Below are 11532 nucleotides of genomic sequence, written 5' to 3'. Positions count from 1 at the left end.
GTGGCGGGCCGGGCGCGGTCCGGGCTGGCGGCCCGTCGGGGGCGGCCGGGTGGTCGCCGAGCGCGGCGGCCCGCTGGAGGACGAGGCGCGGCTGCTCGCCGGGGAACTGGACCTGGAGTACGGCGACGGCGACGCCGGTCCCGGCGACGTCGAGCTGGCCCTGAGCCCGGACACCCCCGGCGGGCGGGAGGGCTACGAACTGACCACCGAGGACAACCGGGTACGCATCCGGGGCAGTGCGCGGGCCGGTGTCTTCTACGGCACCCGGACCCTCCTGCAGTCCGTCCGGGAGCGCGGCGAGATGCCCGAGGGGACCGTGCGCGACCGCCCGGACCGGGCCCAGCGCGGGCTGATGGTCGACATAGCCCGCAAGCACTTCCCCGCCGACTGGCTCGCGGACCGGATACGCGAGATGGCCGACCTCAAGCTCAACCAGCTCCATCTGCACTTCTCCGACGACCAGGCCTTCCGCATCGAGAGCGAGACCAGCCCGGAGATGGTCGCCGAGCGGCACCTGACCAAGCGGGAGGTACGGGAACTGGTCAGGCTGGCCCGGTCCCGGCACGTCACGGTCGTGCCGGAGATCGACTCACCCGGCCACCTCGGCGCCGTGCTGGAGGCGCACCCGGAGCTGAAGCTGCGCAACGCCGCCGGGCAGGAGGTGCCCGGCGCCATCGACATAGGGAACCCGGAGTCCGGTCGGCTGATCGACCGGCTGGTGCGGGAGTACGCGCCCCTCTTCCCCGGCGCGTACTGGCATCTGGGCGGCGACGAGTACCGCCCGCTGACCGCCTCCGACCCGGAGGCCAACCATCCCCGGCTGCACCGCATCGCCCGGGAGCGCTTCGGCGCCGGCGCGGGCGTCGCGGACCTCGCCACCGCGTGGCTGAACGACCGCGCCGCCACCGTCCGCGCCCTCGGCTACACCCCGCAGGTCTGGAACGACGGCATGCACGCCGGTGGTGTGGTGAAGCCGAGTGCGGGCCGCGAGGTGGCGTACTGGACGGGCAAGGAGATCGGCGCCCGGCAGCCGGAGGAGTACCTGCGGGAGGGGTGGAGCCTCGTCAACTTCAATGATGAGTACCTCTACTACGTTCTGGGCGAGCCGCACGACTTCATCTATCCGACCGGCGAGCGTATTTACCGCGAGTGGTCGCCGGCGGTGCTGAGGGGGTCCCGGGCGGTGCCGGCGGAGCTGGCCGGGCCGGATCGGATACGCGGCGCTCGGTTGGCGGTGTGGTGCGACCGGGCCGGGGCGCAGACCGTCGAGGAGGTCGCGGCGGGCATACGGCTGCCGCTGCGGGCGCTCGCCCAGCGGGTGTGGGACCCGCGTCCGCCCGAGGCGCCGTGGCCGGACTTCGCGGAGCTCGCCCGGAAGGTGGAGTGAAGCCCGCAGGTCAGCACCTGTATGGCTGAAAGGTGGGGGTTGCGGGGAAGGTGTGTGATCTGCCAGTCGGTGCCGCCCTGCGGCAGGACTCGCGCGCGTCCCGGAGGCGGACGCGAAGACGGCCGGGGTCGCCACCCCCCACAGGAGAGACCCCGGCCGCCGTCGAGTACGGACTGCGCAGGCAGGCCCGTACTCCACTCAGCGCCGGCGCCCCACAATGTGTTACTCGACGGCGACCCGCCCCGGTGTAATCGCATCTGCACGTACATCTGCAAGTACATCTTCCATCGGGGAGCATGGACGTAGACCTACTTCAGGCCGTACGGTTCTGATCGCGCACAAGGATTGTCGAAGCTTGAACAACGCGCGCCCGGCCAGGGGCAAGACCAGGCAGACCTCACTACCTAGGGCAGGAAGCGTGCAGGGGGACGAGGCGGAACTCACCGCCGCGGTTCGCGCGGCGCAGGAAGGCGACGAAGCGGCCTTCCGCACCGTTTACCGCGCCGTGCACCCACGGCTGCTCGGCTACGTCCGGACGCTCGTACCGGACGCGGACGCCGAGGACGTGGCGTCGGAGGCGTGGTTCCAGATAGCCAGGGACCTCCAGCGGTTCACCGGCGACGCCGACAGGTTCCGCGGTTGGACGGCGCGGATCGCCCGCAACCGGGCGCTCGACCACATCAGGGCGCGCGGGCGCCGCCCCGTCGCCGGGGCCGACGAGAGCGAACTCACCGGCATGCCGGACGGCGCCGACACCGCCGACGAGGCCCTTGAGGCCCTCGGCACCGGACGCACAATGGCCCTGATCTCCCGGCTGCCCCGCGACCAGGCCGAGGCCGTCGTGCTGCGCGTGGTCGTCGGCCTGGACGCCAAGAGTGCCGCCCAGGTGCTCGGCAAGCGCCCCGGCGCCGTACGCACCGCCGCCCACCGCGGACTGCGGCGGCTGGCGGAGCTCCTGGACGGCGAGGGCGAGCCGGCCGGCGTGGACGGAACCATTCCAGATCAGCGATGGGACCAGGCGCTCACTGTGACGCCGAGGGTCGCCCGAACGCTGAGGGGTACGTGAGGGCTGACGACCGCTACGACTGGCTGGACGACGAGGCCGCGGAGAGACTACTGCGCGGTCGTCCCGTCGGTGACACCTCGGTCCGTCCCCTCGACGACACCCCCGCGCCCGACGGCGCGCATCCGGACGCAACGGGCGAATCGGGCGCGAGCGCCCATGCTTCGGCCGATGTCCCAGCCGCCGACTCCGCCGGTGTCTCCGCCGCTGTCTCCCCGGAGGAACGCGAGCCGGCGCGAGGGCTGATCCGCGCCCTCGACGGGCTGGCCGACGAGCACCGTCGGCCGCCGACGGACACGGAGCTGCCCGGCGAAGCCGAAGCGCTCGCCGCCTTCCGCCAGGCCCGCGCCCCGGGCGCCGGCCTCGCACCCGGCCCCGGGACGACCCGGGGCCGCGCACTCTCCCGCATGCCCGGCAAACCGCTGCGCGCCGGTCTGGCCATGGCGCTGGCCGGCTGCGCCCTGGGCGGCGCCGCGATGGCGGCGACCAGCGGCTTCCTGCCCGGCCCCTTCGGCTCCGACGGGGGCGGAGACCCCGCACGCCCGGGCGGCGGGGCCACCTCGGTGGAGGTGCCCGGCAGCGGTGTGACAGGCGTGCCGCCGGGGAAGGCCGACGGCGACCCGGGAGACGGGCACGGAGAGCGCGGACCGCACGAGCGGCACCGCGAGGACGGCGACCGCCCCGGACACCCCGACCGTCGTGGATCAGACCCGGACGAAGGACCGGACGGAAAGCCCGCGGGCTCGACCGGCGGCGGGTACGGCGACACCCGAGACGTGGCCGGCGCCGCCCGGGGCGGCGGCGAGCGCCCCCTGCCGGACGACGACGCGTTCGGCACCTGGCCCCACCGCACCGAACCGGGCCGCCCCCTGCCCACCAACCCCGACCGCTGGCCCCCGGTCGTCGACGCGCCGCCCACCGGCGGCAATGTCGACCCGGGCACCGTCATGTCGCTGTGCCAGGCGTTCGCCCGTGATCGGCTGGACGCCACAAAGCTCAGGACACTCCAGCGGGCCGCGGGCGGCGCACACCAGGTGGACGGCTACTGCGAGGACCACGGCGCCGGCGGCGGCGCCGAGGGCGGTGACGGACTCGAGGGCGGTGACGGGTTGGAGGGCGGCGACGGGCTCGAAGGTGGCGACGGGCTCGAAGGTGGTGACGGGTTGGAGGGCGGTGACGGGTTGGAGGGGGGCGACGGAGGCTTCGAGGACGGCGACGACGTGCCGCCCCCGCCCAGCGCCGAGCGTCCCGGAGGCAACCGTCCGAAGCCGGGCGTCGAGCGTCCGAAGCCGGGCGTCGAGCGTCCGAAGCCGGGTGTCGAGCGTCCCGGAGGCAGCCGTCCGAAGCCGGGCGTCGAGCGCCCTGGGCCGGGCGTCGAGCGCCCTGGGAAGGGCGATGGCCGCCCGGCGAAGGGCGACGGCCGGCCCGGCGGCGCTGAGGTCCGCCCCGGCAGGGGCGTCGACGTACCCGTTGTGGTGACGCAGTAACGATCCGCCAGGGGGTCTGACCCCGGCCGCCGACCCTTGCGCACTCACCCGAAAGAGTGATTCAGCTCGCACGGCGACCCTCCGCCGCCCCTCGGGCCGCGCCCGTCACATCCCGACCGACACCCCGCCCCCGGTCGCTCACGCGTCTCCCCGGCAGCCCGTTTCCACTGGTCAGAGCTGGTGTCGGCCCGTTCGTCACGGCCCCCGCGACACGACCTGCCCGGCGCGAGGACACGCCCCGGGGCCGCCCCTCTCACATCCGTCCCAGCTCGTCGCGGGACCGCCGCGGACGAGGGTGTGACACTTTTCGAGGGGGTGACGCAGTACAGAGTGAGCCGACTGGTCATCGGCGAGCGCGCCACCCGAGGTTCCCCCCGTACCTGCGGGTCCGCGCGATGGCGCGGGCGGGATATGTTCCCCCGATCCCGCCCGCGCCCCTTCTTCCTTCTTCTCGACGCCGCTCCTCCGGTTTCATCGGACGGGCGGCGTTCCGCTTTTCCCGAACGGCCGACGTTCCCGCGAACGTCAGGGGCGGACCGGCCGTGGCCGATCCGCCCCTGACGAAGTCGTCCGCCGCGCTCAGCTGTAGACGATGACCTTGTCGCCCGCCCGGACCTCGTCGAAGACCTTGGCGATCTTCTCGCGGTCCCGCACGTTCACACATCCGTGTGAAGCGCCGTTGTAGCCGACGGCGGCGAAGTCGGCCGAGTAGTGCACCGCCTGGCCCCCGCTGAAGAACATCGCGAACGGCATCGGCGTGTCGTACAGCGTCGAGTGGTGGTCGCGGCTCTTGAAGTCGACCTTGAACGTGCCCTCACGCGTGGGCGTGTACTGGGAACCGAACCGCACGTCCATGGCCGCCATGACCTTGCCGTCGATCATCCACGCGAGAGTCCGGCTCTCCTTGCTGATGCACAGCACCCGGCCCGTCGTGCAGCGCTTGTCCGGGTCGGCGATCGGGTAGCTCGTCTGCGGGTTGAGCTGGGCGGCGGTAGGCGTGGTCGTGCGGTCCCTCAGCGAGCGCCACGTCTCGGGCGTGGTCGTCCCGGTCTGCGCGAGCGCCCGCTGCTTCTGGAACTCCCGGACGGAACCGCTGGTCAACGTGCCGTAGTAGCCGGAGGGGTTCCGCTGGAGAAGTCCCAACTGCTGGAGCCTGGCCTGTACCTCGCGTACGTGCCGGCCTTCGCTTCCCTCGACGAGCAGCGGCGCCGGGCCTCGGGTGTCGATCGCCGGGCGGGTCGGGGTGGGACTCGGCGTGGCAGAGCCCGGTGCCGAGGTCGCCGGGTCCGGGGTGGTCGGAGTGGACGGCACCGCCTCGGGTTCCCTGGCGCCCGCCGGCTCCTTCGGGTCGGCCGGCGGCTGACTCGTCGCGGCGCGTGGGTCCTTGTCGCCGTTCTTGCCCGTGTCGTCGGCGCCGTCGACGCCCGCCGCCGCCCTGCTGGGTTCGCCGGCGCCGGAAGTGTCCACGGTGACGCCCTCGCAGCCCACGGTCAGGGCCAGTACGGCGATCGCGCCGCACATCGTGCTCAACGCCCTGGACCTCAGCCTCATCCCCGACCCCCTGCTCGTTCGCGACGTGTCTTCCTGTGGCCAGGCAGACGCCGCCCCCGTCCGAAGAGTTCCCCGTCGGCGGCGGCTGATACGCAGTCGTGACACCCGAGCCTTACCCGTCCCCGGGGCGGGCACAGCACGATTTCCGGTCGAAGCCCTGGCCGGCCGGGAGTTGCCCCCGGAGCTCTCCGCCCAACGAGTTGGTTTGAGGCGACCGTCGGGCGGGGAATGGCCCGCGGCAGACGCCAACTCGCCCGAACGGGCGTCCGAGCAGGGCCGCCGAACAGGCGACGCCCGTACCAACCGTCGCAGAACGGGAGGAACCCGCCATGGCCTCGTCCGCCGTAGACCCGCCCGATACGGCCTTCACGGGGCTCACCGTCCAGGCCGCCGCGTTGGCGGCCGGTGAGACGACGTCCCGGGCACTGGTCGCGGAGTCGCTGCGGCGGATCGCCGCCGGGCAGCCGACCTTGAACGCCTTCCGCCTGGTCCGTGCCGAACGCGCCCTCGCCGAGGCCGAGGAGGCCGACCGGCGGCTGGCGGCGGGGGAGCGGCTGCCGCTGCTCGGTGTTCCCCTCGCGGTGAAGGACGACACCGACGTGGCGGGTGAACCGACCGCGTTCGGCTGCCCCGGCGAGTTCCCCGTCAAACGCGCCGACGCCGAGGTCGTCCGCAGGCTGCGAGCCGCCGGTGCGGTGATCGTCGGCAAGACGAACAGCCCGGAGCTCGGCCAGTGGCCGTTCACCGAGGGACCGGCGTTCGGGGAGACCCGCAACCCGTGGAGCCTCGACCACACCCCCGGCGGTTCCTCCGGCGGTTCGGCCGCCGCCGTGGCGGCCGGGCTGGTGCCCGCCGCGCTCGGCTCGGACGGCGCCGGTTCGGTGCGCATCCCCGCGGCGTGGACACATCTCGTCGGCATCAAGCCGCAGCGCGGCCGACTGTCGACCTGGCCCGACGCGGAGGCGTTCCACGGCATCACCTGCCACGGCCCGTTGGCGCGAACCGTCGCGGACGCGGCGCTGCTGCTCGACGCAGCTGCCGGCAACACCGTCGGCGACCTGCACCGTCCGGCGCCCGTGGCCGCTCGGGAGGCGGCCACCCGGGAACCCGGTCGGCTGCGGATCGCGCTGTCCACCCGGGCCGCGTTCACCGGGACCCCCAAGCGACTGGACCCGGAGGTCCGCGCGGCGGTGACCGCGCTGGCCGAACGGCTGGCCGCGCTCGGCCACGAGGTGGCCGAGGCCGAACCGCGCTACGGCCCGATCGGCGTGACCTTCGTACCGCGCGCCACCGCCGGCATCCGGGACTGGACCCGCAGGGTGCCGGACCCCGCGCTGCTCGACCCCCGCACCCGGGCCGCCGCCGCGACCGGCCGGTTGCTGGGCGGGCCCGTGCTGCGGCTGGCCCGCGCGGCCGAGGGCCCGCTGCGGCGCCGCGTCGGGGCTCTCTTCCGCGAGCACGACGTCGTGCTCGCGCCGACCACGGCCACCCCGCCACCGCCCGTCGGCAGCATGGCCCGGCTCTCCGGCTGGCGTACGGACCGGGCGATGATCGCCCACTGTCCGTACGCGTGGCCGTGGAACGTGCTGGGCTGGCCGGGCGTCAACGTACCGGCGGGCCGTACGGCGGCCGGGCTGCCGGTCGGCGCGCAGCTGCTGGGGCCGGCCGGCTCGGAACCGCTGCTGATCTCGCTGGCGGCCCAACTGGAGGACGACCGCCGCTGGTTCGAGGCACGGCCACCCGCACTGCCCACCGCCGTCCCCGGGAGCTGAACGGACAGAGACGCCCGGCACACCCCGCGGATATCCGGTTGCCGACGGCCGCCCGTTCGGACACGTTGGCCGGATGATCGGACTACCGCACGTCCTCACCGAGGAGCAGTGCCAGGAGTTGGACGCCGAGCGGCTGCGACCGGCCGTCACTCGATTGTGTGAACGGCTGGGGGTGCCCGGCGCCCGGCCGGAGCCGTTCGAGGAGGGCTCACTCCCGGTGTACGCGGTGGGGGAGGAACTGGTCCTGAAGCTCTACCCGCCGCCGTACGTCGACGAACTGCGAGTCGAGAGCGCCGCACTGCGGGCCCTGCACGGCCGGTTGCCGGTCGCGGTGCCGGAGGTGCGGGCCGCCGAGGTAGTCGAGGGGTGGGGCGTCCTGCTGATGGACCGGCTGCCCGGGGAGAGTCTGGCCCGGGCCTGGCCGGGACTGTCCGCCGCCGAACGCCGTCGGGTGGTCGAATTCCTCGGCCGCGCGCTCGCCGCGACCCACGCGGTCCCGCCACCGGACGACCTCGGCCCGGCCGACTGGGCGACGTTCGTGAAGGACCAGGCCGCCGGTTGCGTGGCCCGCCAGCGGGAGCTCGGCACGCCTGCCGCCTGGCTGCGGCAGATCCCGGACTTCCTCGCGGCCGTGGAACTTCCCGCCGGGCCAACGGTGTTCCTGCACACCGAGTTCATGCCGGTGCACGTCCACGGCCGCCGGGAAGGTGAGCGCTGGACGGTCACCGGGCTGCTGGACTTCGAGCCCTCGATGCGCGGAGCCCGCGAGTACGACCTGGTCGCGGTCGGCCTCTTCGTCACCCGTGGCGACGCGGGACTGCTGCACGCCTTCCTGACCGCCTACGGGCTCGAAGAGCGGGAGATCGCGGCGATTCCCCGGGTGGCGATGGCGTACACCCTGCTGCACCGCCACTGCCACCTCCCGTGGTTCTCGCGGGAGATCCCGCCGGGCGACGCCACGACGTTCGACGAACTCGCCCACCGCTGGTTCGGCGTCACCGCGCCCTGAGCCCGGTAGCGGCCCGAGACCAGTTGCGGCCCGAGGCCGGTTGCGGCCCGAGACCGTGGGGCGGCCCGAGGCCGTGGGCAGCCCGGAGACCGGCGGGGCAAGGCTGAGACATAAGCCGCCGATCGTCGGGTACGCGTGGCGCACGGGAGGAAACGGAATCCTCCCGCGAACGAGGGAGAGGAGGACACTGTGTCGAAGGTCGAGGAGTCCGTGGAGGTCGCCGTTCCGGTGCGCACCGCCTACAACCAGTGGACGCAGTTCGAGACGTTCCCCGGGTTCATGGAGGGTGTCGAACGAGTGGAGCAGCGTACCGACACGCTCACCCACTGGGTGACCGACATCGGCGGTACGCGGCGGGAGTTCGACGCGCGGATCACCGAGCAGATCCCGGACGAGCGGGTGGCCTGGACGACCGTGGCCGGCGAGGCGAGGCAGGCGGGAGTGGTGACCTTCCACCGGCTGGACGCCGACCGGACCAAGGTGATGCTCCAGATGGAGTTCGACCCTGACGGCCTGGCCGAGACCGTCGGCGACAAGCTCGGCTTCGTACGGCGCCGGGCCGGTGGTGACCTGGAGCGGTTCAGGAAGTACATCGAGGCGCGGGGCGCCGAGAGCGGCGGCTGGCGGGGCACCGTCTGACCACCACGGCGCCCCGGCGCCGCCCGTGGCCTGGCCTCGCCGCCCGCACCGATCGCCGGTGCGGGCGGCGGCCGCGCGTTCCGGCCCGTTGTCGGTGCCCGGTGCTTGACTGGTTGTCGACCGTACGTGGAGGAGGGGCTGTGCTGGTCGAGCGGAGTGGGGACCTGCTGCGGGACGACGCCCAGGCGTTGGTGAACCCGGTCAACACGGTCGGAGTGATGGGCAAGGGCCTGGCGCTGCGCTTCAAGAGCGCCTACCCGGAGATGTCCAAGGTCTACGTCCGCGCCTGCGCGGCAGGGGAGGTCCGGGCAGGGCGGGTGTTCCCGGTCGCGGTGGGGGAGCGCCGCTGGGTGCTGAACTTCCCCACCAAGCGGCACTGGCGCTCCGGAGCCCGGCCGGGCGACATACGCGCCGGTCTGGACAGCCTCGTCGAGGTGGCCGCCGAGCTACGGCTCGGCAGTGTGGCGATACCCGCGCTGGGGTGCGGCGAGGGTGGCCTGGAGTGGGCGTGGCTGCGGGAGACGGTCCGGGAGCGGCTGGCGGGCGCGCCGTTCGAAGTCCGCCTCTACGTCCCGGCGGAGCTGGAGACGCTTCCCGCGCCGGGGCCGGAGGCGCCCGGTCGCCCGTGCGCCGACCGGGTGGGGACGTGAGCGGGCCGGGCGCGGACGCGGGCTCGGCCGCCACCGGGCGGTGGGTCGTGGTGGTCATGGGCGTCACCGGCACGGGCAAGACGACCGTCGGTCGGCTGCTCGGCGAACGCCTTGGCGTGCCTTTCGCCGACGCGGACGACTTCCACCCCGACACGAACATCGCGAAGATGAGCCGTGGCACGCCGCTGGAGGACGCGGACCGGTGGCCGTGGCTGGACGCCATCGGCCGCTGGGCGGCCGCCCGCGGCGCCGCCGCGGGCGCCGCGGGCGTGGTCGGCGGCGTTGTCGGCTGTTCGGCACTGAAGCGGTCCTACCGGGACCGGTTGCGCGCCGCCGCCGGGAACGGCCTCTTCTTCCTCCACCTCGTCGGCGACCAGACGCTGCTCACCAGACGCCTCACAGGCCGGCGTGACCACTTCATGCCACCTTCCCTGCTCGCCTCACAACTCGCCGTCCTCGAACCGCTGGAGTCCGACGAGGCGGGCATGGAGCTGGACGTCTCGGACGATTCGCGGTCGCTCGCCGCCCGGGCGGCCGCCGCCGTACGGCTTCTCTGAACGCTCCCGGTCCCGTTCTCCGAAGGCTCCCGGCCCCGCCCGGCGTCCGGCAGGTGAACGGCGTCGGGAAAGGAGGTTAATTCCGGGCGTGGTCACGCCGGTTGGTTGTTCGTCGATCCGTTGTTAACCCGCCGTTGCCACGGCGTTGGGCCATTCAGTCGCTTGCGCCTCTAACGTCGGCGACGTGCCATCACCTACCGATACCGAGCGCGGCGAACAATCCTGGCGGATCGCCGTTCTCGCCGATTCCGACACCCGCTGGAAATGGGGCGGGCTGACCGCTCAGCGCCTCGTTCCCGACGTCGACCCGACCGTGGGCGTCGACGGCCTCCTGCTGCGCGGACGGGCCACGCCGACCCCGCGCCAACTGCGTGAAGTCGGCCTCCCGGCCGCCTCGTTGCGCGAGGTCACGGTGTCGGAGTTCCTTTCGGTGGCGGGTGACTACGACCTGGTCGTGCTCTCCTGTGTCGGCGGCACCGTGCAGGCGATGCTGCACGGCCTTGCACACCGGTGGAATTCCACGCCCAGGGAGAACGGGCCGCGTCCGGTACTGGTCACGGGATACGTCGGAGTGGTCTACGAAAAGCTCACCGACGGCCTGCTCCTGCGGAGCGGAGCCGATCTGGTGCTGGCGAACTCCCGGGAGGACGCCGAGCGTTTCCGTTCCGTTTACCGGGGAGTCGGCGCGGCGCCGGAATCCGTTGTGGAATGCGCCCTCCCGTTTCTCGGTGGGAAGCCCTACGCGCCGGACGCGGCCCGTCCGTTCACCGTCACCTTCGCCGTGCAGCCCTCGGTGCCCGCCGACCGGGAGGGCCGGCTCCACCTGCTCAACCGGGCCGTCGACCACGCCAGGCGATACCCGGACCGCCAGGTCCTCATCAAGCTGCGCAGCAAACCCGGCGAGCAGACCACCCACGTGGAGGAGCTGCCCTACCAGCGGCTCGCCGAGCGCCTGCCGGGCGGCCTGCCGGGCAACTGTCGGCTGGTCTACGGGCACATGGGCGAGGTGCTCGACGGCACCGACCTGCTGGTCACCGTCAGCTCCACCGCCGCGCTGGAGTCGCTGCACCGGGGCATCCCGACCGGCATCCTGACCGACCTGGGCATCCGGGAGTCGCTGGGCAACCACCACTTCGTCGGCTCCGGCTGCCTGGTCTCCTGGGACGAACTCGACGAGGGCCGGCTGCCCACCCCGGACCTCGAGTGGACGACCGGGCACGGTGTCGTCTCCGACAGCCCCTACGAGGCCGCCTTCGACGCCGCCCGCGCCCGGGTCGCCGAACTGCTCGGTCGCGGCGAACTGCCGCCGATCGCCCCCTACTACACCCCCACCACCGCGCCCGGCTACCTGCCCGGAGTGCTCGCGCGGCACGGCCTCGCACCGGACGGCGCCCCGCGCGCCGAGCCGCCCGAGGCC

At 73.5% G+C, this 11532-nt stretch carries 10 protein-coding genes; 9 read left to right on the top strand and 1 reads right to left on the bottom strand.

Annotated features, from left to right (window positions below; all coding sequences use genetic code 11):
• The 3 genes from FNX44_RS17080 to FNX44_RS17070 all read left to right on the top strand — a co-directional run.
• The coding region (locus FNX44_RS17080) for a beta-N-acetylhexosaminidase (protein ID WP_143649128.1) at positions 1 to 1387 on the top strand (1387 nt) is incomplete at its 5' end.
• A 418-nt stretch (positions 1388 to 1805) separates the two neighbouring features.
• Positions 1806 to 2453, top strand: coding sequence for an RNA polymerase sigma factor (locus FNX44_RS17075; protein ID WP_143649132.1), 648 nt, complete (start codon positions 1806 to 1808; stop codon positions 2451 to 2453).
• Positions 2450 to 3937: a hypothetical protein gene (locus tag FNX44_RS17070; RefSeq protein ID WP_143649127.1), complete on the top strand. Its 1488-nt coding sequence runs from the start codon at positions 2450 to 2452 to the stop codon at positions 3935 to 3937. Before FNX44_RS17075 ends, FNX44_RS17070 begins: the two co-directional genes overlap by 4 nt.
• A 579-nt stretch (positions 3938 to 4516) precedes the next feature.
• On the opposite strand, the gene FNX44_RS17065 is transcribed toward FNX44_RS17070, so the two are convergent.
• Positions 4517 to 5488 (bottom strand): L,D-transpeptidase family protein, encoded by a 972-nt coding sequence (locus FNX44_RS17065; RefSeq protein ID WP_173019210.1) that lies wholly within the window; start codon positions 5486 to 5488, stop codon positions 4517 to 4519.
• A 329-nt stretch (positions 5489 to 5817) separates the two neighbouring features.
• Here FNX44_RS17065 and FNX44_RS17060 point away from each other — a divergent pair, with 329 nt between their 5' ends.
• The 6 genes from FNX44_RS17060 to FNX44_RS17035 form a co-directional block, all read left to right on the top strand.
• A complete protein-coding gene (locus FNX44_RS17060) occupies positions 5818 to 7260 on the top strand; it encodes an amidase (RefSeq protein ID WP_143649126.1) in 1443 nt (480 codons plus the stop codon).
• Positions 7261 to 7333: 73 nt separating this feature from the next.
• Complete coding sequence (locus tag FNX44_RS17055; RefSeq protein ID WP_143649125.1) at positions 7334 to 8269, top strand: phosphotransferase family protein; 936 nt, start codon at positions 7334 to 7336, stop codon at positions 8267 to 8269.
• A gap of 189 nt (positions 8270 to 8458) precedes the next feature.
• Positions 8459 to 8908: an SRPBCC family protein gene (locus tag FNX44_RS17050; protein WP_143649124.1), complete on the top strand. Its 450-nt coding sequence runs from the start codon at positions 8459 to 8461 to the stop codon at positions 8906 to 8908.
• Between the two features lie 140 nt (positions 8909 to 9048).
• Complete coding sequence (locus FNX44_RS17045) at positions 9049 to 9558, top strand: macro domain-containing protein (RefSeq protein ID WP_181353347.1); 510 nt, start codon at positions 9049 to 9051, stop codon at positions 9556 to 9558.
• 56 nt (positions 9559 to 9614) lie between these two features.
• Positions 9615 to 10115: a gluconokinase gene (locus tag FNX44_RS17040; protein ID WP_143649129.1), complete on the top strand. Its 501-nt coding sequence runs from the start codon at positions 9615 to 9617 to the stop codon at positions 10113 to 10115.
• Positions 10116 to 10299: 184 nt separating this feature from the next.
• Positions 10300 to 11532 (top strand): DUF6716 putative glycosyltransferase (locus FNX44_RS17035; protein ID WP_143649123.1); only part of this gene is annotated, 1233 nt, incomplete at its 3' end.

This window comes from Streptomyces alkaliterrae (assembly GCF_007097205.2).
Classification (GTDB): domain Bacteria; phylum Actinomycetota; class Actinomycetes; order Streptomycetales; family Streptomycetaceae; genus Streptomyces; species Streptomyces alkaliterrae.
The sequence above is the reverse complement of the archived record's forward strand: the minus strand, read 5'-3'. Positions and strand labels throughout refer to the sequence as shown.

What these genes read in the sequence shown, in the direction of transcription:
- FNX44_RS17065 (WP_173019210.1), bottom strand. Translation starts at nt 5,488, where the DNA reads ATGAGGCTGAGGTCCAGGGCGTTGAGCACGATGTGCGGCGCGATCGCC.
- FNX44_RS17060 (WP_143649126.1), top strand. Translation starts at nt 5,818, where the DNA reads ATGGCCTCGTCCGCCGTAGACCCGCCCGATACGGCCTTCACGGGGCTC.
- FNX44_RS17055 (WP_143649125.1), top strand. Translation starts at nt 7,334, where the DNA reads ATGATCGGACTACCGCACGTCCTCACCGAGGAGCAGTGCCAGGAGTTG.
- FNX44_RS17040 (WP_143649129.1), top strand. Translation starts at nt 9,615, where the DNA reads ATGGGCGTCACCGGCACGGGCAAGACGACCGTCGGTCGGCTGCTCGGC.